This is a genomic window from Marinomonas phycocola (genome assembly GCF_047525455.1).
Taxonomy (GTDB): Bacteria; Pseudomonadota; Gammaproteobacteria; order Pseudomonadales; family Marinomonadaceae; genus Marinomonas.
On the sequence record NZ_JBLIXL010000004.1, the window covers coordinates 154,624 to 175,162 of the forward strand.

Below are 20,539 nucleotides of genomic sequence, written 5' to 3' on the forward strand. Positions count from 1 at the left end.
AGCATATTGTAACGTATGTTGGAAGATTGATCAGCGTTTCTGTGGTGTGAATTCAACAATTATGCTTGAATATCCAGATGCATTGCTCAGGATGAGTAAAGATAAATTATCAGCAAAACGACTGTCACTGATGAATGGTTATAATCGGATCCATTCATGCTACGGCACCTAAATGAACGCTAAGGAAGGCCCATGTCTACACAGCTCTCTCTGGAATCCTCATTTGATGATCAACTGCATGATCATCACCGCCCGTTAAACCGCCAAGATTGGCTCTGTCTGAGTTTAATGAAAGGTGCTGGGCCAACTCGCTTGGATCGGCTTTGGCATTATGTGGCTGCCCTTGAAGCAGAAGGCGATTATGAATCCTGCTTTTGTTCAAACTTGGACAGAGAGTTATTTCTTCGATTGAAGTGGCCCAAAGAAACAGCCCATCAAGCCAGTGCCTACTGCGTGCAAGGTAAGCTGGAGCCACAGGTCCAAGCAAAACTCGTACACACGTTAACATGGCTACAAAGTACGTCTCATCACCTCATTCTAAGAGGAGAAATGGAATACCCGCAAAAGTTGGGTGAAATTCCAGTGCCTCCCATTCTTCTATACGTAAAAGGTAATCTTTCTTGTTTGTCTAACATCTGTTTAGGCATTGTCGGTGCTCGACGTTGCAGCATTTATGGACGGCAATTAGGTTTTCAATTTGCCAAGCAATTAAGCCAATCGGGAGTAACAGTAGTCAGTGGCGGTGCAGCAGGTATTGATCGTGCTGCTCATGAAGGGGCGAATTCTACTTCATCACCGAATATTGCCGTGATGGGAACAGGATTAGAAAAGTTGTATCCGAAAGCCAACTTGGCTCTCTTTGAGCAGATTTTAAATCAAGGCGGCGCATTAGTTAGTGAGTACCCGCTAATGACGGTTGGGCGCCCTAATCTATTTCCACCCCGTAATCGAATTATTAGTGGGTTAAGTGAAGGCGTTTTAGTAGTCGAAGCGACGGAGAAAAGTGGATCACTAATCAGCGCCAGCTACGCCTTGCAACATAATCGTGATGTCTTTGCTGTTCCTGGAAGGATTAACGAGGACAATACCCGTGGGTGTCATAAATTAATACAGCAAGGCGCAGTGCTAGTAATGGATGTTGAAGACATTTTATCTGAGCTGACAGCATTACAGAACATCAAGAAAGCGACAAATGCGGATACAACCTCCTCCACTTCTTTGGTCTCTACTGATTTGGTCTCTACTGATTTGGTCTCCACTGAGAAAGCCAACCCCTCCTCTCGAACAGGCATGGCGGATAATAAGCAGCCGTCAGAGAATAAGAGCGATCAAGAAAGTCCTTTATTGTTAAAGCCTGTGGAAGTGCCTCTTGAGACATTAACTGCTGTGGCCCAAGCAGTATTACGCTGTTTTGATCAAGTTGAAAAAAACGATGTGCTGGAATTTACTCACCTGATGGATGTGATTGCTTGCGGCACCAGCGGCCTGATACAAGCGCTGATTGAGTTAGAAATGTTTGAATGCATCGAACCTCATGCAACGGGATACAGACGATGCTATACAGTATGAAAGAATCAAAAAAAGAGAATAAGCAGGGATAACTCAGCCTTATACTTCAGTGATACCCCATTGCGGATTTCGGTTTGTTTTAGAGATAGCCACTTACATTCCGAAAATATCGTTCTTAAGTTGCTTAATGTCACGGCGTTCTTTCTTGTTTGGTTTGTGATCCGCCATAATACGACCGCCAAGTGTCTTGTGTTGCAACGCCCTCTTCTCACGTTTTTCAATGGACTCGGCGGTCTCTTCATAGAGTAACTGTGCTTCAGGTGCGCCACGTCTTTGTTCACTTAATGCTAAGATTAAAATGGTTTTTTCATCAAACCCTAACTTCAGTGTAATTGTTGCGCCGACTTCTACGGTACGGCTCGCTTTGCCCTTTGAACCGTTGTACGACACCTTGCCACCGTCAATTGCGTCTTTACAAAGTGAGCGTGTTTTGTAAAAACGAGCGGCCCAAAGCCATTTGTCTAAACGTATTGCTTGTGAAACGGACTGTTTTTCTGCTTTACTCATAAGAGATTGTATTTACCTATTTAATTTGTAATTTTTTGAGTGCTATATTGAGGCGTACATTACTATGAAGGATGTCAATTGCCACCCGTTTTTTATCGAGTTACAACAGATAATACACAATGCCGCCGATGCAATCATGGAAATTTATCAACATCATGATTTGCATATACAGCAGAAATCAGACGATAGCCCTGTTACGGCAGCGGACTTAGCCGCGCATCATATTATTGTTGATGGCTTGAAAAAGCTGACGCCTCATATTCCGGTGTTATCAGAAGAAGCGGTGTTTCCTTTTGAGGAAAGGGTTAAATGGCCCTTTTTGTGGGTTGTAGACCCATTAGACGGCACGAAAGAGTTCATCAAACGCAACGGTGAATTTAGCGTTAACATTGCGTTGGTAGAAAACCACGTACCTATATTGGGCATGGTTTACTTACCTGTTACCAAAGAAGGTTTCTTCGGTGTCACTGGCGATATAGAAGACTTACCAAAAGGTGCGCTTAAATGGACAGAAACGGATTTTAAAGTAATTAAAGCGCGTGCTCCTGAAGCGACTTTGATTGCTATGACCAGCCGCAGCCATGGACCTAGTTTACCAGATACGTTAAAAGCTCAGCTTTCAAACGATTTCTCCCACATTCAAGAAATTCCAAAAGGCAGTTCAATTAAAGCATGCCGTATTGCTGAAGGTGTTGCCGATGTTCACCTTCGCCGTGGTCCTACCAGTGAGTGGGATACGGCAGCAACACAAGCGATTGTTGAAGGCGCTGGTGGTGTATTGATGGATTTTAACGGAGTTCCTTTTGCTTATAACAAACGAGAGACCCTGTTAAACGGTCATTTTTTTGTGGCAACGCCTGCGCTGGCTCCGGTTATCTTGGATTGGTATAAATCCGAACAAAAACATTCATCCAAAAAATAGCATTAGTTTAGAACAAACTCTTTATTCAAATACGAGAGTAACGAGTGACTCAACTTAAGCGTATGAACGCGTTTGGAGGTGAAATGACAGTAGAAATATATGGCCCCAGTTTTAGTAACTTTGTTCGTTCCATCATAATCGCCTGTGAGGAAAAAGGCATCCCTTACATTTTGAAGCGCTTTGATATGAAAAGCGCTGAGCATTATCAGCATCATCCGTTTGGTAAGTTTCCATGGATTAAACATGGAGACTTCATACTCTATGAAACAGCAGCGATTATTTCCTATTTGGATGGGTGTTTTCCTCCAGCGGCATTAACACCAAATAATGTGCAATCGTTGGCTCTTATGCAGCAAAATAACAGCGCCATTTCAACCTATATAGATCAAGCAATCATTCGTTTATACGCTTTAGAGTTCGCCTTCCCTAAAGGCGAGAATGGTCAGGTCAGGATGGATAAAGTAGAACAAGTATTACCACGTTTGTATAAAGCCATGGATTTTCTGAATACCATGCTCACAGAGAACAGATATATTAGTGGAGGGAATTTTACCGTAAGTGATTGCTTACTCGTTCCTATGGTGCATTATGTGAGCGTCCTTCCCCATGCCGTTGATATATTTGAAGCACGGCCTGCATTAAAGGCGTACTTGCAGCGGGTTCTTGAACGTCCGAGTGTCAATAAATCCATTTCTTAAACATCGTATAAAAACCAGCAGGTCATGAAAGTGGTCTGCTCTTTTGACCTAGGGAAGGTGCGAATAAGTCCTCTTATCTCAGCATGCGGATAAAAGCCGGCTATTCGAGGCGAGTATCGAATGTGAATAGCTGTCCTATTTTCGAGATACTCAACAAAGAATACTGGCTTATAGAATGAATGGCCATTCCAACTTGAATCAATAACATCCTACTCTTTTTACTTCTTTTGTCCCGTCTTTGTTATTGAATGATAAACTAGACGCAATTACTGTTTTAAGAGTCGTTTTATATGTCTAATACACATCAATCTGCAATTACCCAAGCCAATATCCTTGCGGTGAAATCTTATTTAATGGGCCTGCAAGACCATATCTGTGCGTCACTCGAAATGTTTGAACCAAGCGCACGCTTTCACGAAGATGCTTGGGACCGCCCGAATGGTGGCGGTGGCCGCACTCGTGTGATTGCTGAAGGCGATGTTTTTGAAAAAGGTGGCGTCAACTTTTCCCATGTTATGGGAGACAAGTTACCCCCTTCGGCGACGGCGGACAGACCTGAATTGGCTGGCGGTCGTTTTGAAGCCATGGGCGTGTCTCTCGTGATGCACCCAAATAACCCTTACATCCCAACATCACACGCCAATGTACGCTTGTTTGTTGTCCATAAAGAAGGCATGGAATCCGTATGGTGGTTTGGTGGCGGCTTTGATCTGACGCCTTATTATGGATTCGATGAAGACTGCACCCACTGGCATCAGACCGCTCTTGCAGCCTGCGAGCCTTTTGGTGATGCGTATTACGATCGCTTTAAAAAATGGTGCGATGAGTATTTCTACTTAAAACACCGAGGTGAGCCGCGTGGAATAGGCGGTTTGTTCTTTGATGATTTTTCTGAACTGGGCTTTGAAGGCAGCTTTGAGTTTATGCAGTCAGTGGGCAATGCCTTTATTAACGCATATCAACCTATAGTCGCTAAACGTTTGGAAACCCCTTATGGTGAACGTGAACGCGATTTCCAATTGAATCGTCGAGGGCGCTATGTTGAATTTAACTTAGTCTTTGATAGAGGTACGCATTTTGGTTTGCAAAGTGGTGCTGGACGAACAGAATCAATCTTAATGTCTTTGCCCCCTGAAGTGAAATGGGGTTATGACTATAAGCCTGAAGATGGCACGCAAGAAGCGCATTTGCTAACGCACTTTTTAACAAACAAAGATTGGTTAAATAGAGGACAATAAAATGACAACAAAACCAGTAGAGTTAGATCAGTATGGTGTTTTTGGGAACCCCATTGAACACAGTAAATCGCCTAGCATTCATGCTTTCTTTGCCGACGATACGAACCAAGCCTTAAGCTATGGGAAATTCTTAGGGGATTTAGATCAGTTTGAAGCCCAAGTCGGTGCGTTTTTTAAACAAGGCGGTAAAGGTCTGAATGTTACTGTGCCCTTTAAAGAGCGTGCTTTTGCACTGTGTGATTTGCTTAGTCCACGTGCACAACAAGCGGGTGCGGTAAATACTCTAGCTCTTGGGAAAAATGGCGAACTGTACGGAGACAATACCGATGGGGTAGGCATGGTTCGAGACATTTGTGAAAACCATGGGCAAACGTTAACAGACAAACGTGTTTTGGTACTGGGTGCGGGCGGTGCTGTTCGAGGTATCTTAGAGCCTTTGCTTAATGAATCACCAACAGAAGTGGTGATTGCCAATCGAACTCTATCCAAAGCACAGCACTTGGCGGAGCATTTTAATCGCGAAACTGTGGCAGTGATTGCTAAGAACTTTGAAGATGTGGACGGTGTGTTTGATGTAATCATTAACGGCACGTCAGCAAGCCTTGGTGGCGATTTACCGCCCTTATCGGATTCGATCATCGGTACGCAAACCTGGTGCTACGATATGATGTATAGCAAAGAACCGACGGTGTTTTTAAAATGGGCATCAACATTAGGTGCCAAAGGCGCGGATGGCTTGGGCATGTTGGTTGAACAAGCGGCGGAAGCCTTCTTTATCTGGCGAATGCAGCGTCCAATTACTGGTTCACTCATTGCCAAGATGCGCAATGATCTGTCTTAATAAAAGCAGATGTTCCGAATAAACATTAAGAATGATGCTGTGAAGGTTCCTGAATGAAAGCCCAATGGTTTAATGAAGTACATCAAATTGGTGAAGAAAAATGGCAGCAAGCCATTGGTGATACGGGGTATCCATTCGCACAATATGCTTTCCATGCTGCGCTGGAAGACAGTGGCAGTGTCGGCGGGAAAACAGGCTGGTATCCTGAGTACATACTGTTAATGGAGGATGACGAGACACCAATAGGCATTGTACCGACCTATTTGAAAACCCATTCACAAGGTGAGTTTGTGTTTGATTGGTCATGGGCGGATGCGTATCAGCGTTACGGCTATAACTATTTTCCGAAACGCGTGTGGGCTGTACCCTTCTCTCCCGTAACAGGGCCAAGAATTTTTACCACGCTCGACCCTGATGGGAAGTCAGACGAAATGCTAGGCTTATATGCCGTGGTTGGGGACTTATTGACTCAGCGAACGCAGCAGCAGAAAACGTCGAGCTGGCATCTCTTGTTTACAAAAGAGCACATACGCGCTGCGTTTGAAGACGAACCCGTGCTTGCGCGTGTTTCTTGTCAATTTCATTGGTTCAATAAACACTATCGAGACATGGAACATTACTTGTCCCACTTTTCGAGCCGAAAACGTAAGAGTGCTCGTAAAGAACGCCAGAAAATTGTTCAGCAAGGTATTCATTTAGAACGTAAATTGGGCAATACACTGTCTCAAACAGACGTTGAGTTCTTCTATATCTGCTATCAGTCAACCTACGCAAAACGTGGGCAGAGAGGGTATTTAACACTGGCCTTTTTTGAACACTTGATTGACAGTATGGGAGATCAAATTGTATTGGTTTTAGCGTATCGTGAAGCGTCTCCTATCGCGGCCTCTTGGTGTTTTTTTGATGATCACTCTTTGTATGGGCGCTACTGGGGATGCATAGAAGAAGTAGATTGTTTGCACTTTGAAGCCTGTTACTACCAAGGCATCGAATTCTGTTTAGAAAAAGGATTGCAGCACTTTGACCCCGGTACTCAGGGTGAGCACAAAATCGCCCGTGGCTTTGAACCGGTGTTTTCTCACAGTTTGCATTACATTGAGAATGAAGGCTTTCGTGAAGCCATTGGTGCATTTTGTCGCGAAGAAGCGGAATCGGTCATTCTGTATTATAAAGAAACGGCCAATCTGTTACCTTTCAAAGAGAATTAATTACGTTATTCTTGTGGTCTCATCCGAATACAATGTGACCAATGCGTCGACCAAATTAATGCGTCAATTAAACCAAACCAAACCAATCTAAGGAAGTGTTATGGGCGTTAAAAGTGCTCTGTATCTATTATTGTTAGCGTCTATCTGGGGAGCGTCGTTTTTATTTATGAGAATTGGTGCTCCGTCGTTTGGGCCTGTTTGGTTGATTGAAGCCCGAATAGGATTCGCAGCGATCTTTTTATGCATTGTCGCCTTATTTGTTCATAAGAAGCTGAACTTTAAAGAAAATTGGAGGCATTATGCGGTAATGGGAATTCTGAGTAGCGCTTTGCCCTTTTTATGTTATGGCTATGCGGCACAGTATTTAACAGCATCAATGATGTCTATTATTAATGCATTAACCCCTGTTTTCGGTACCGTTATCGCTGCGTTGTATTTCCGTAAACCCCTATCGAGAAATACTGTGATTGGGCTAACGCTGGGTGTGTTGGGGGTTACTGTTATTGTGGGTTTTGACCCTGACTTATTGAAAGATCAAGCGTGGTTTGCGGTATTTGTCGTGTTGGGTGCCCCTCTATGTTACGGCATTGCAACGACTTATACGCAGGTTGCGCCTTCCGTTAATCCTTTTGCTAATGCCCAAGGTTCTATGATGATGGGGGCTTTGGCTTTATTGCCCATTGCGCTTTTCTTCACACCAAATAGCACGCCAACGGTGACAGAATCTTTGGCGGTTGTCGCTTTAGGTGTCTTGTGTACAGGGGTTGCCTATTTGATTTTCTTTAAATTGATTGACGATATTGGCGGCCCGTCTATTCTAACGGTGACCTTTTTGATCCCTATTTTTGGAGTGTTATGGGGTGCTTTATTCCTTGATGAAAATGTCGGTATTCATACGTTTGTAGGTGGTGTTTTGGTTGTATTGGGCACAATGAAAACCACTGGATTTTCTTTTAAAGCCGCGTTGGCCAAATAAGTTGTTTAAGATTCAAAAAGGTCAAAAAGCCAATAGAAATAAGCATAACGATTGGCTTTTGGGCATAGGTTTGTAAAAAGATTAACCCTTTTGCATGGATTGTCTTGAGGCACTCACTTGGCGGATGCGTTCAGCAGGGACTTCTAACTGAATCAATAAATAGGATTTTAATTCGTCTGGATAACCTTGCATATCTAAGGCGATTTCCATGCAATCGAGCCACATTTGTTTGTCTTCGTAGCCGACGTCAATATGTGAATGGGCTTGAGGAATGCTGATGGAACCGTATTTTTGGCTGTATAAACGCTCTCCTCCCATCCATCCAGATAAAAAGCAAAACAGTTTATCGATGGATAACCTTAAATCGCTTGGGTGCATGTCTTTGAGCTTTTTAAAGTCATTGTTAGTGCTCATGGTTAGGTAAAAGTCCTCCACAAGTTTGTGCAGGCCTTTGGTTCCGCCGACGGCTTGAAGAGTGCTATCACCTTGTCCATAACGTATTGCTTGCGGTTTTTCTGTCATCATCTGCCTATTCCTTCTTATGTTTATTGTTCAGGCTGAATGGTTACTTATCGCCTTCTTTATCCATTTTGATTGAATTACGATAGCCACCGACTGACGCTAAAGCACCAATGATAATACTCATAAAGAAAGGGATTTCAAAAAGCAAAGTGATGCTGAAGAAAACAATACCAACGGCTAAACCTTCTACGACAGGCTTTAACTTCTTTTTCATAAAACAACTCCTAACGGATACAGCAAGAACATCAGTTTAATAAAATCTCAGTCAAATTGCTGCATTTGTTATTTGATAAATGACTTTTATGCTATTTCTTTTCACAAGTAGGGTGTTTATCATCGGGGTTCACTTTTGTGGATAAATTAATAAAGTAATATTTGTGTCTATAAAATGCTTTGTTGGCTCTTTTGTCCCCATTTTTTCAAAAAAAAACTGTATAACGCATGAAACTACTCACAGTTGGGTTGTTTGATATTCTCTGTGTATAACTTTTTTGAGTACTTATCCATAAAAAGGAAAACTATTTCGTGCTTTCTTTTCAGTCTCTGTTGATATCTTTTCGTAAAGACAGTGCGACCCACAACCGTATTTGGCACATGTCTTGGCCTCCGATGTTGGCCAATATCACGACGCCGTTGCTCGGGCTGGTGGATACCATGGTGGTGGGTCACCTTGGTACGGCCACTCATTTAGGCGCTGTGGCGATCGGGGCCAGCGTATTCAGCTTTATCTTTTGGGCGTTTGGCTTTTTACGGATGGGGTCAACAGGTCTGACTGCGCAAGCGTTAGGCAAAAAAGATTTTTATCGCGTTCAAGAGCTGTTACTGCAATCCATTTTAATGGGCGTATTGATTGGCCTGCTGCTCATTGCATTTAAAGGCCCTATTTTAGAATTTTCGATGTATGTGATGTCACCCAGTGAAGAGATAGAGCCATGGGCCAGAGTGTATTTTGAAGCCAGAATTATGAGTGCTCCTGCTGTATTAGCGGGATTTGCGATTCTAGGCTGGTTTTTTGGCATTCAGTATTCAAAAGGCCCTTTATGGGTGCTGTTAGTCATCAACATTGCCAATATGGGATTGGATTATTACGCGGTATATTACCTTGATATGGCCAGTGATGGCGTCGCATGGGCGACCGTTTGGGCACATTATATCGGCGTTACCTTTGCTATTATTTTAGCGATACGTCAATTACGACTGATGTCAGGCTCTGTCCCCTTATTAGGATTATTGAAATGGCGAGCCTATATTGAGTTGGTGCAAGTAAATCGCTATTTGTTCGTTAGAACCATTTTATTACTCATCGCGATGACGTTTTTCACCGCGCAAAGCGCCCAACAAAGTGACGCCATTTTAGCTGCCAACTCTGTCTTATTAACCTTTGTATTGATTATTTCAAATGCACTGGATGGATTCGCATTTGCAGTAGAAGCCCTGTGCGGTGAAGCAAAAGGCGCAAACAACCTCCAAAAATTCAAGAAAACCGTCTTATTGTCTTGCTTCTGGGCGCTGATCACCGCATTGGGTTTAACCATTGTCTTTTGGTTGTTTGGCAATACCATTATCAGCATTTTAACCAGTGTACCCTCAGTCAAATCAGAAGCCGCACTGTACCTGCCTTGGCTTATTTGTCTGCCATTACTCGGTATCTGGTCGTTTATGTTAGATGGGGTTTTTATAGGCGTCACCTCAGTCAAACAAATGCAAAACACCATGGTAATCAGCGTGCTATGTGCCTTTTTCCCGATATGGTACTGCACTCAATCTATTGGGAATCATGGGCTTTGGTTAAGCTTCAGCGCTTTATTTGTCGCGAGAGGGTTAACATTGTATTGGTGCTATCAGCAGAATATGAAGAATAATGTGTGGTTTAATTAAGTAAGAATGTTTATTAATCAAAAGTTTGGTGCTTTAAACTCAAACCGTTCGATCTCTTCTCTGTACATATCGTGTATTTTGGCGACAGTTTGATGCTTCCAATCAGCCCGTTGTTAGGTGCGGCCTGAATTGTTTTTATCGACGGGGAGCGGGTGTATATCCCAGTTATTCCTAACTATTGTAAAGGAGTGGTAATTAGCCCATTTTTCTGGGTATTTCTGAGGGCAATTTATGATCCACACTCCCTACTCTGACATCATCAGGGGAATGGATATTCTGCTCCCCCCATCAAAGCGTGCTTCACAGGATAAGATGCTGTCTTAGGATTTCCTAAAAAATATATTGGTAAAAATCGTCTATCACACACAAGGACCTAAGTTGATTTTGTTTTACTTGAATACGTATTAAATAGCTTCTGATGGCCTCATAGTCATACTTAATATGGAGTGAGCTTACCTGAGTAAAACTTAATTGAGGAAGTAGGTATGTCGGAATACGTTGCAACGGTGAAGTGATCTTTGGGTGTCGATGATTTTTGGGGCGGAAATACAGCCGTGTCCATGAATGGCATTTTGCAGGCGGGGTGATTGTACCGGCCTCCTCATTCGCCGCACATTGCTCCGATTCCGATGTCTATTGCAGACAATATTGACTCTGAGGAGGCGCTTGTTGCTTGCCTATCGAGTTGCCACATGTTGTTCTTTTTGGATTTTCAGTAAAGGCAGAGAGTGACCCTTATTTAAAATGGCTTATCGGCTTTTCTGGATCTACAACCATGGAGCTGAATATTGAAAATATAGTTTTCTAAAGCACAAGGAGTTTTCTTAACGATGTCTATATTTTTAACTCACGGCGTATATTGGCGCGTATTAAACCAATTTAGAGACGGTTTTAGACACGTTTTCTGCCCCTTTTTGAATCTCATCAATAATATCAAAAGCACTGTTAGTCAGTTCGGCACTTTGTACTGATTGAGTTTGAACGTGTGACATGCCTTCACGGGCTTCACGTACAAGAGCGCTGTTTTGTTTCACCATGTTTTCGATTTCAACGGTAGAGGTGCTGGTTCTGGAGGCGAGGGAGCGTACTTCATCGGCAACGACAGCAAATCCTCGGCCATTCTCACCTGCCCTAGCGGCTTCTATCGCAGCATTAAGAGCCAATAAGTTAGTCTGGTCCGCAATGCTGCTGATAGTATTCACAATTTTGAAAATCTCATCGGACTGCGTATTGAGTTTTTCGATTAAATTCGATGACGCTTCTATGTCGAGATTGATTTGAGACGTGATGGCCACGGTATTTTTTAATACATTCGCACCTTGCTCTGCTACTTGAGCGGTTTCTAGTGAAGTGGAATGAGCTATTTCTGTTGCTTTTTGAATGGCTAGTTGCTGATTCACTCGCTCTGTTATTTCAGACGCAAATTTGATGACTTTTATAACGGTATTATTCGAATCAAAAATGGGATTGTAAGTGGCTTCTAACCAAACGGTTTCTTTTTTCTTATTAAGTCGTTTGAATTGCCCTGATTTCACTTTACCTTTTGCTAGGTCTGCCCAGAACGAAGGATGATCTTTATAGAACTCGTCGGTACAGAACATTTTATGGTGCTTACCTTGAATTTCAGATAAATCGTATTGAACTACAGATAGAAAATTCTCGTTAGCATTGAGAATGTGCCCATCAGGGGTAAACTCGATTACACCTAAAGAGCGATCGATGGCCGTTTGAATGGCGTTTTGATTGTCTAGATCAATTTTGGAAGCCGTTACATTGCTGGCGATTTTAAAAATCCGATCGACTTTTCCATTAACCATAATAGGAAAATACGTGGCTTCTAGCCAAAGAACGTCATTGTTTTTATTTTTTCGTTGAAATGTCCCCGATAATTTTCGCGCTGCATTAAGGTCTTTCCAAAATTGACTGTATTCTTTTGTTTTTGTGTAGTTTGAATCACAAAACATGCGGTGATGCTGTCCCTTTATCTCTTCAAGTGAGTAGCCAACAGTCGTGAGAAACAACTCACTTGCCTCAATAATAGTGCCATCAGGGTTAAACGATATAGTTGGCATATGTTGATTTAGACTGTTGATAAAGGGTTCGTCTTGAGAGGTGGACTCCTCACCTGATGAACGGTTTTTTATTGAAAATGCACTGAAAAAAGACATAGAAGACACCTAACTTATTGGGTTTAAGTTGAGTTGTAATATGTGTTTATTGAAACGTTATCATTAAATTGTAAGATAGATCTTGGGTTATAGCTCATAGTCATCGTGTGTTTTTTTGTAATATATATCTTACATAGGAGGATCATCATTCCTCTGTTTAGAGAGCGTGGCGTAAAAGGCTAAAAACCATAAATAAAAATAGTTCCTAATACCATTTGATATTGGTTATCGTTTGTGGGATTCTTGCATTTAACAATAGTTCTCGTTTGTATTTAAGAAGGTTACGATGAAATTAAGTGTAGTGGGTGCGTTGGTAGGTTCTTTGTTGGCGGCTGAAATAGCGTATGCGGACATGACAACAATAGAAGATGTTTTAGGTAGACAAGTAGAGGTGGATATCCCTGCCAAACGGGTTGTTTTAGGTTTCTATGCAGAAGACTATATGGCCATTGGTTCTGAAAAAGCGTTTGATCATGTTGTAGGCATTTCTCGTGATACTTGGGAGATCTGGCGTCCAGCAAGTTGGTCTTTGTACACCAATTATCGACCTTCTTTAAAAGACATCTCTGATGTGGGAGATGTGGAGTCTCAAACTTTCTCGATTGAAAAAGTATTGAGTTTAAAACCTGATGTGGTCTTGCTTGCCGACTGGCAATATAAAGGACTGGGTATGGATATGGATCTCTTGGAAGAGGAAGGCATTGCGGTTGTTGTCGTAGATTATAATGCTCAAACACTGGAACGCCACCTGAAAAGTACGGCTATTATTGGTCAGTTGACGGGCCAAGAAGCACGTGCGAAAACCATTGCGAATGAATACGAAACCGTGATTACCTCGACTCAAAAAATCATTGAAGACGCGGGTTTGCCTAAGCCACGCACCTATATTGAATTTGGTAATAAAGGACCAAGCGAATACAGCTTTACCTATGGGAAGAACATGTGGGGCGCTATGTCGACAGGTATGGGTGGCGATAACGTTGCGGCACCGTACGTCGAGTGGTGGGGGCCAATGAACCCAGAACAAGTGATAGCGTCTCAACCTGAAGTAGTCTTTATTACTGGGACTGAATCTGGTGTAAAAGGAAACTCTATGCCAATGGGGCAAGGTATTGATAGAGCGTTATCTGTTGAGCGATTAAAAGGCTTTGCTAACCGTGATGGTTGGTCTTCATTCCCTGCTGTGAAGCAAAATCGTGTTTATGGAATTTATCACGGTGCGTCTCGTTCTATCTTAGATTCATCCATGGCGCAATACATGGCAAAAGCACAATACCCGAGCTTGTTTGCAGACATAGACCCTGAACAAGCGTATTTGGATTTCTATAAAAAATACTTACCTGTTACACCTACAGGCACATTTGCTACTCGCATTACTGAGTGATTTTTGTGTTTACGATAGATTAATCCTCTTTAGGTACAGTGTTTATGCATTCTGATGTTTTTCATAATGCAATAGCAGAACAACGGCGCACGGAACAGCGCCGTTTTTCTATTATTGCCATACTGCTTTTTGTTTTGTTCTTTTCTTTTATCTTAGACATCGCAACGGGCCCTGCATTATTAAATGTTCAAAGTGTGCTGGATGCCTTACTGCATTTAGCCGGGGTTCCTATCGAGGTTGATCCAACAACGCAAGTGATTGTCCAGAAGTTACGTTTACCCATTGCGATTATGGCGGTGCTAGTCGGTGGTGTCTTGGGTGTCGGCGGTGCTGAAATGCAAACGCTGCTCAATAACCCTATGGCGAGCCCTTATACATTAGGGCTTGCAGCCGCCGCAGGATTTGGTGCTGCCGCTGCGTTATTCTTTGATACCTTTGGCTTTAGTCCCAGCATTGTTGTGCCTATTAGTGCATTTTTATTCTGTATGTTGGCAGCTTTGTTTTTATTCTCCTTGGCGATGATGAGACGAATCAATTCAGGACAACTCGTGCTTGCTGGGATTGCTTTGCTCTTTTTATTCCAATCGTTATTGTCTTTAGTTCAATTTGTTTCTTCACCTGAATTGAGTCAGCAAATTTTATTTTGGCTGTTTGGAAGCTTATCAAAATCCAATTGGAACAGCGTTGCTTTGGTTTGTCTCGTTACCGCAATTTGTTTGTTCTTTCTTATGCGCGACGCGTGGAAATTAACTGCGTTGAGGTTGGGTGAAGCAAGAGCAAAGAGTTTGGGGGTGGATGTGGCACGCCTGCGTCTTAAAACGTTGTTTTTAGTGGCTGTGATGACGGCAACAGTCACAAGTTTTGTTGGTATTATTGGTTTTGTCGGTATTGTTGCACCCAATATGGCCCGTATGATTGTGGGTGAAGATCAACGTTATTTCTTACCGTTGTCGTTTATTTTAGGGGCATTCTTGTTGTCGAGTGCTTCTGTATTATCAAAAGTTATTGTCCCTGGAGCCTTGTTTCCTATTGGTATTGTGACCGCCATTATTGGCGTGCCTTTCTTCTTTTGGTTGATTATAAGCAAGAGGAAATAATAATGCTAAAAATTGAACATCTTAGGGTTATGCTGGACAAGTTGGTTTTGGCTGAGGACATGTCCTTTGAGTTAGAGGCTGGGAAAGTCCACGTTATTATTGGACCGAATGGCACAGGGAAAAGTACATTATTAAAAACCTTATTTGGTGAAGTGAAACGTCAGTCTGGTGCAGTTTCTTGTCAGGGATTACTGTTGGACGATAAAAAAATGGCCTCTTGGAGACAGCAATTTGGCTATATGCCACAAGACACTCGATTAGATGCAGGTTTGAGTGTATTAGAAGTGGTGCTATTAGGGCAACTCGATGCTTTGAGTTTTCGGTTAGAAGAGCAAATGATCCAAGACGCTTTGATGGCGTTAGATGACATCGGTCTTGTGCATCTTGCTAATCGAGATGTGAGCACCTTGAGTGGAGGCCAATGCCAAATGGTGTTATTCGCTCAGGCCTTAATGAGAAAACCTAAGATAGTCATGCTTGATGAACCTGTAAGTGCGTTGGACTTACATTTTCAACATGTGTTGCTAGAGCATTTGGCGGAACGGACTAAAAAAGAAAATTGGATTTCTTTATTAGTACTGCATGATTTGAATCTCTCAGCTCAGTATGCCGATAACCTGTTGGTGTTAAAAGATGGGAACGTGGTCGATCAAGGACCCCCTAACGATGTTTTGACATCCAGCATGATACAAGCGGTGTATAACATCGATGCTGAGATTTTACATGATTCATCAGGGACGCCTTTTGTCCGTACGGTTCGAAAAAAGGATCGCTCTGCATCACATGTATACGAGCATAAAACAGTAAAAAAAGAGGAAGAGTTAAGTGTTTAAAGTATTGATTTCGTGTCTATTTATTCTCTGTATTAATACGGTATTTTCGGCAGACTGGTCGGTAAAAATGCTGAACTATGGTGAAAAAGGCGGCATGATCTTTGAACCCGATTTTGTGCATGCGGCGGTAGGCGATACGGTGACGTTTGTGCCAACGAATAGCGGTCATAATGCGCGTTCTTATATTGTGCCAACAGGAGACACATCATGGAAAACCCCTGTTGGTGAATCGTTTACGATATCACTTCAAACAGAAGGTTTGCATTTGTACTATTGCCCTCCCCACTTGATGATGGGCATGGTCGGAATGATACAGGTTGGGCAAGCTAAAAACTTAGAAACAGTCCTTACGAAATCCCCTAAACTGCGATCTAAAGTGGTCTTAAAGCCACAACGTGTAGACGATGTCTTGTCTCAAATTATTCAATAAGCGCCAGATAAAGAACCAACAAGTTGATGTGAATAATGATGCTTTTTAGAGGTTTTTTAGAAGATTGGAAAAGCCTGTCTTCAGCCGGTCGTGTCTTAGTATTAAACGGTTTTACCTTTAACTTAGGCTTTTACATGATGCTGCCCTATTTGGCGGACCATTTAGAACAAGACTTGGGACTAAGCGGTTGGTATGTGGGGTTTATTATTGGTCTTAGAGTGTTAAGCCAACAAGGGCTGTTTCTGGTTGGCGGTACGTTAGGCGATTACTTTGGTTATAAACACACGATTTTGGTCGGTTGTGCTGTTCGAGTAGTTGGTTTTGCCTTTCTAGGAGTTGGCGATGAGTTTGCTGTGTTGGTTGTAGGCGCTTTTTTATCGGGTTTTGCAGGGGCTTTGTTTACCCCAAGTAGCCAAGCGTATTTGGCTTCAGAGTATCCAAAACAGCAAGAACGCGATCGTATTTTTGCTTTGCAAAATGTCACCAGTGAAGCCGGGATGCTTCTGGGGCCACTAGTCGGACTTAGCTTATTAATGTTGTCTTTTTCATGGATTGGGCTGCTTTCTGCGGGCTTCTTTAGCCTTTTACTGGTGGTTCAATGGTATTACTTGCCGAATAGCCAGTCAGCCAATGTTGATTGCGATACAGCGCATGATACATCACCTTTTTGGGTGCAATGGCGCTCGATGATTCACAATAAGCCTTTTATGTACTTTGTTGGCTTTGCTTCGGTTTATCCATTGCTTTTTCATCAATTGTATATGGCAATACCGAGCGAAATCCGCACGTTAACAGACGATGTTAGGATTATCACATGGGTATTTGCCACCTCCTCCATTATGGGGGTTTTATTGCAAATTCCCATCAGTCGTTTTGTCGAAAAAGTATTGGGTACAGCGCTTGGCATGGGGCTGGGCATGAGTTTAATGGGCAGCAGTTACCTTTGGTTGAGCTTGCCTATTTTGTGGTTTCCTGCACTGCCATTTTTGATCTGCGCGGTATTTTTTAGTATGGGTTCCATGTTAGTTTTTCCTTTGCTAGGGGCTTATGTCCCTAGATTCTGCTCTACAGATCAGCTAGGTCGGTATTATGGTTTGTATGCCTGTATTGGCGGCGTGTATGCCTTTGTGGGGAATGTATTAATCGGCTGGTTACTGTCGATTGCGTCATTGGATCACAGTTGGATATGGATAGGATTGTTTCTAATCAGTTGTATCGCAGGGAAAGGCTTGTATCAACAAATGCAAAGAGGTGTTAAAAAAACACTTTTGTATCAATAGTTAATGCCCATTACTAAGTAGATTAAGATGCCATTACTTTATTTATTTGGCATAACTTAATCTACTTTTATAAGAACTGTTACCTGTATTTTGAAAATCAACCATCTGTATTAAGTCAGTGATGTCTGAAGCGACGAATACACACCAATACAACAGATGAATAACAGTGCAATACCAATCACTCTAAAAAATACAGGCGTTTCGGCTTTTTGTATTTTTTCATGAAAGGCCTGCCCTAATAAATGGCCAATAAAGGCGCAAGGTAAGAGCCATAATTGATGGATCAATTGTAGGTCGACTCCTGCGATGAGAAAGGAAGTCATTTTTATCACGACCAAAATAAACCACAGGACAAACAAGGTGTCTCTGAGTTGATGTTTGGCGACTTTAGTGGCAAAAACCGCCACAATCAATGGTGCTCCAATTAACGATGCGCCGCTGAAATAGCCCCCAATAATAAGAAAGAGAATGTCTAAATACGGGCGGTTACTGATGAAGGGTTTATTGAGGATATAGGACACAGCATAAACAGCCACAATGGAAAAAATAATGGCTGTCATGGTGCTGGAAGGTAAAGTTAACAAGCCAAACACGCCAATCATTTTAGGCACAATTATGATACCCATCGCGTATTTTAAATAGCGCCAATCAATATTAGAGTCTTGCGTTGCATCCAGTTGCTTGGCTTCTTGGCTTTTTTTATGACCTTGATACGCAATCCAACTAGAGAACACCAGTAGCTGTATCGCGATAAGGGGTAAAAATACGATGGGTTCATTAAAGACAAGCAATAAAAACGGTAATGCCAGCGCTGCACCACCAAAACCTAATCCACTGCGCACAAAGCCACTCCAGATGAAAATTAAAGCAATTAAGCTGTACTGCCACCAAAGTAAATGCTCCACAATGTTACTCCTTATTTTGAATTCGTTTGATACAAAGTCTAATTGCGTTATGTGTTTTCTATTATCTTCTAAGACATGCGTATTTTCAGTCTTTAATTTGATGAATATACCTACTTAACAAAGAGAAGCCTTGCAGACATTGCATAATCTAATGATAGAAAGCTCAACTTTGGTCTTTGGTTAAAATGGGGCGGGGTGAAATACAAGATGCGAAAAACGGGATACAAAATTCTGTCAGTACGCTTTCTTAGCACTCTCAGGTATGATTAGACCAAAGTAAGAACCCAGAGAGAGTTTTGACATAGTGAGCGTTCAAAATAGACATTTTATTGTAGGTTATGGCAGCCTAATTAGTGGTATCAGTCGTGCAAAAACAGGGGAAACAGGCCGTGTTTGGCCAATAAAAATAGCAGACTTTGAACGTCATTGGTCGGTTATGACGTCGGAATTTGGCATGAGTTCTGTGGCCGTAATTCCTAAGAAAGGAGCCTATTGCAATGGCGTCTTAATTGAAATATCAGAAGCAGAAATCCCTGTTTTTGATCTACGCGAACAAGGCTATGAAAGAGCACAAATTGACTCTTCTCAGTTATCCTCTTATCAAGACGAAGCGTTACCAAACGGCACAGTGTGGATTTATCATTCTGATGACATTACGCCACCCACGCCTGCATGCCCCATTACATTAAGCTACGCGGATGTTATTTTAGCAGGCTGTATGGAACAAGGTGATGCGTTTGTGAGGGATTTTCTCCAGCATACATGCGGATGGGAATCCCCTTTGTTAAACGACAGACAACATCCCAGATACCCTCGTGTTCAGCCTGAACTGAATACGACCCCACTTAATGCCCTGTTAGAATCGGTGGCAAACATCACTCAACAAGAGTTAGCAATTACCTATGAATCTTAATCCTACCAGTCTACTTCTACAACGCGTTGCAGAAGCGTTTACAGGCAAGGTGTTGTTTGCCAATCCAGACGATGCGTATCCTCTTGAATTGGTTTCTCAAGCCGATGTGTCTGTTTGGAGCCAATCAAAAACCGTGTTTGATCGTTTGGTACAAGGCGGTCTTGACGAAGCGAAAATGGAATTTAATGCGCTTTGGACACAATCGTCAGAAGAGACGTTTGATCATGTCATTATTATTCAGCCGAAAGCCAAAGAGCTTTTGGACTACTTAATTGCTGCGACCCTGCCTCATTTAAAAATAGGTGGGAAAGTCTGGTTAGTAGGAGACAATAAAAGCGGAGTAAAGTCATCATACAAGCGCCTTGAACCCTTGGCTGAGATGGCGGGTAAAGTGGATGCAGCGAAACATTGTTTAATTTATAACGCGCAAAAGCAGTCTCCTTCTCCTGCGTTTGTCTTTGAAAAGTGGATTACTCGATGGCAAGAAAAAGTGGCCGGTCAAACGATTACCTTGTGTAGTATTCCGGGCGTATTTGGTCATAAAAAATTGGATAAAGGTACGGCCCTATTATTAGAACAATTATCCGAGCACTGCTTTATGAGTGATGTACAACATGCGCGCTTCTTAGATTTTGGCTGTGGCGATGGCATCATTTCTCTGTGGTTGCATAATCAAACTGGTGCGAAAGTAACGGCGTTGGACGACAGCGCGCTGGCATTAAAAGCAACCGCATTGACCTTTGAAGCCAATGGTGTGAGTGCTTTTTTAACAACTCTTGGATCGAACGGTTTACAAGCATTACAAGGACGGTTTAATTACATTATTTCTAATCCGCCTTTCCATACTGGCCTTTCAACGGATTACAGCATTCCAGAGAGTTTCTTCGCGAATGTGAAACACCATCTGACATTGAATGGCGAATTGTTTGTTGTAGCGAATGACTTCCTTCGTTACGCGCCTTTTATTGATGCTGCTTTGGGTACACACACTCGTTTACAACGAGAAAAGGGTTACGCCATTTATTATGGAAAGCAAAAAAAGCCGAAATAAATCGTTTATTTAAAGCTGGTGAAAGACTCTACCATGGCTTTAAGCCATGGTAGAGTCCGCCACGTATTAAAAAAAGAACCCTACTGTGGGCTCCTTTTTTGGTTGAACAAAGAGTAAAA

Annotated in this window: 20 protein-coding genes and 1 pseudogene; 15 read left to right on the forward strand and 6 right to left on the reverse strand. The window is 42.4% G+C overall.

The annotated features are described in order from the left end of the window. Positions 1-192: 192 nt before the first annotated feature. Entirely contained in the window at positions 193-1,569 is a 1,377-nt protein-coding gene (dprA, locus tag ACMUMJ_RS04945; protein ID WP_414677682.1) for a DNA-processing protein DprA, read from the forward strand. 93 nt (positions 1,570-1,662) lie between these two features. Here the strand turns inward: dprA and hslR are convergent, their stop codons facing one another. Next, positions 1,663-2,076, reverse strand: a complete 414-nt coding sequence (gene hslR, locus ACMUMJ_RS04950; protein WP_414677683.1) for a ribosome-associated heat shock protein Hsp15 — start codon at positions 2,074-2,076, stop codon at positions 1,663-1,665. A gap of 64 nt (positions 2,077-2,140) precedes the next feature. On the opposite strand from hslR, the gene cysQ reads away from it, so the two are divergent. The 6 genes from cysQ to ACMUMJ_RS04980 all read left to right on the forward strand — a co-directional run bounded on the left by cysQ (position 2,141) and on the right by ACMUMJ_RS04980 (position 7,959). Continuing rightward, positions 2,141-2,998 (forward strand): 3'(2'),5'-bisphosphate nucleotidase CysQ, encoded by an 858-nt coding sequence (cysQ, locus tag ACMUMJ_RS04955; RefSeq protein WP_414677684.1) that lies wholly within the window; start codon positions 2,141-2,143, stop codon positions 2,996-2,998. Between the two features lie 83 nt (positions 2,999-3,081). Continuing rightward, positions 3,082-3,696, forward strand: coding sequence for a glutathione S-transferase family protein (locus tag ACMUMJ_RS04960; protein WP_414677685.1), 615 nt, complete (start codon positions 3,082-3,084; stop codon positions 3,694-3,696). Positions 3,697-3,986: 290 nt separating this feature from the next. Next, positions 3,987-4,934: an oxygen-dependent coproporphyrinogen oxidase gene (gene hemF / locus ACMUMJ_RS04965; protein WP_414677686.1), complete on the forward strand. Its 948-nt coding sequence runs from the start codon at positions 3,987-3,989 to the stop codon at positions 4,932-4,934. Between the two features lies 1 nt (position 4,935). Next, entirely contained in the window at positions 4,936-5,775 is an 840-nt protein-coding gene (gene aroE, locus ACMUMJ_RS04970) for a shikimate dehydrogenase (protein WP_414677687.1), read from the forward strand. Between the two features lie 53 nt (positions 5,776-5,828). Beyond that, complete coding sequence (locus tag ACMUMJ_RS04975; RefSeq protein WP_414677688.1) at positions 5,829-6,983, forward strand: GNAT family N-acetyltransferase; 1,155 nt, start codon at positions 5,829-5,831, stop codon at positions 6,981-6,983. 100 nt (positions 6,984-7,083) lie between these two features. Beyond that, positions 7,084-7,959, forward strand: coding sequence for a DMT family transporter (locus ACMUMJ_RS04980; RefSeq protein ID WP_414677689.1), 876 nt, complete (start codon positions 7,084-7,086; stop codon positions 7,957-7,959). Between the two features lie 81 nt (positions 7,960-8,040). On the opposite strand, the gene ACMUMJ_RS04985 is transcribed toward ACMUMJ_RS04980, so the two are convergent. Together ACMUMJ_RS04985 and ACMUMJ_RS04990 are read right to left on the reverse strand one after the other, a co-directional pair. Then, positions 8,041-8,484, reverse strand: coding sequence for a group II truncated hemoglobin (locus ACMUMJ_RS04985; RefSeq protein WP_414677690.1), 444 nt, complete (start codon positions 8,482-8,484; stop codon positions 8,041-8,043). 40 nt (positions 8,485-8,524) lie between these two features. Next, positions 8,525-8,695: a hypothetical protein gene (locus ACMUMJ_RS04990; protein WP_414677691.1), complete on the reverse strand. Its 171-nt coding sequence runs from the start codon at positions 8,693-8,695 to the stop codon at positions 8,525-8,527. Positions 8,696-9,006: 311 nt separating this feature from the next. Between ACMUMJ_RS04990 and ACMUMJ_RS04995 the strand changes: the two genes are divergently transcribed. Beyond that, the gene (locus tag ACMUMJ_RS04995; protein ID WP_414677692.1) at positions 9,007-10,359 is read left to right on the forward strand and encodes an MATE family efflux transporter; all 1,353 of its coding nucleotides are present in this window, start codon (positions 9,007-9,009) and stop codon (positions 10,357-10,359) included. Between the two features lie 869 nt (positions 10,360-11,228). On the opposite strand, the gene ACMUMJ_RS05000 is transcribed toward ACMUMJ_RS04995, so the two are convergent. Both ACMUMJ_RS05000 and ACMUMJ_RS05005 read right to left on the reverse strand, forming a co-directional pair. Continuing rightward, positions 11,229-11,759 carry a methyl-accepting chemotaxis protein gene (locus ACMUMJ_RS05000; RefSeq protein ID WP_414677717.1) on the reverse strand — a complete coding sequence of 177 codons (531 nt, stop codon included), beginning with the start codon at positions 11,757-11,759 and terminating at the stop codon, positions 11,229-11,231. Next, a pseudogene (locus ACMUMJ_RS05005) lies at positions 11,757-12,527 on the reverse strand (PAS domain-containing protein); the annotation flags it as partial. The gene ACMUMJ_RS05000 and the pseudogene ACMUMJ_RS05005, both read right to left, overlap by 3 nt. Positions 12,528-12,813: 286 nt before the next feature. Between ACMUMJ_RS05005 and ACMUMJ_RS05010 the strand changes: the two are divergent. From ACMUMJ_RS05010 to ACMUMJ_RS05030, 5 genes are read left to right on the forward strand one after another with little or no spacing between them, the layout of a single operon-like run. Beyond that, entirely contained in the window at positions 12,814-13,911 is a 1,098-nt protein-coding gene (locus ACMUMJ_RS05010; protein WP_414677693.1) for an ABC transporter substrate-binding protein, read from the forward strand. Positions 13,912-13,955: 44 nt separating this feature from the next. Further along, a complete protein-coding gene (locus ACMUMJ_RS05015) occupies positions 13,956-15,008 on the forward strand; it encodes a FecCD family ABC transporter permease (RefSeq protein ID WP_414677694.1) in 1,053 nt (350 codons plus the stop codon). Positions 15,009-15,010: 2 nt separating this feature from the next. After that, positions 15,011-15,841, forward strand: coding sequence for an ABC transporter ATP-binding protein (locus ACMUMJ_RS05020; protein ID WP_414677695.1), 831 nt, complete (start codon positions 15,011-15,013; stop codon positions 15,839-15,841). Further along, the gene (locus ACMUMJ_RS05025) at positions 15,834-16,271 is read left to right on the forward strand and encodes a pseudoazurin (protein ID WP_414677696.1); all 438 of its coding nucleotides are present in this window, start codon (positions 15,834-15,836) and stop codon (positions 16,269-16,271) included. The genes ACMUMJ_RS05020 and ACMUMJ_RS05025 overlap by 8 nt, the downstream gene beginning before the upstream one ends. A 35-nt stretch (positions 16,272-16,306) precedes the next feature. Further along, positions 16,307-17,551, forward strand: coding sequence for an MDR family MFS transporter (locus ACMUMJ_RS05030; RefSeq protein WP_414677697.1), 1,245 nt, complete (start codon positions 16,307-16,309; stop codon positions 17,549-17,551). Positions 17,552-17,661: 110 nt separating this feature from the next. Here ACMUMJ_RS05030 and ACMUMJ_RS05035 read toward each other — a convergent pair whose 3' ends face one another. Further along, positions 17,662-18,456: a TSUP family transporter gene (locus ACMUMJ_RS05035; protein ID WP_414677698.1), complete on the reverse strand. Its 795-nt coding sequence runs from the start codon at positions 18,454-18,456 to the stop codon at positions 17,662-17,664. A gap of 304 nt (positions 18,457-18,760) precedes the next feature. Between ACMUMJ_RS05035 and ACMUMJ_RS05040 the strand changes: the two genes are divergently transcribed. Both ACMUMJ_RS05040 and ACMUMJ_RS05045 read left to right on the forward strand, forming a co-directional pair. Then, entirely contained in the window at positions 18,761-19,369 is a 609-nt protein-coding gene (locus ACMUMJ_RS05040) for a gamma-glutamylcyclotransferase (protein ID WP_414677699.1), read from the forward strand. Beyond that, complete coding sequence (locus tag ACMUMJ_RS05045) at positions 19,359-20,420, forward strand: class I SAM-dependent methyltransferase (RefSeq protein WP_414677700.1); 1,062 nt, start codon at positions 19,359-19,361, stop codon at positions 20,418-20,420. Before ACMUMJ_RS05040 ends, ACMUMJ_RS05045 begins: the two co-directional genes overlap by 11 nt. Positions 20,421-20,539 lie beyond the last annotated feature (119 nt).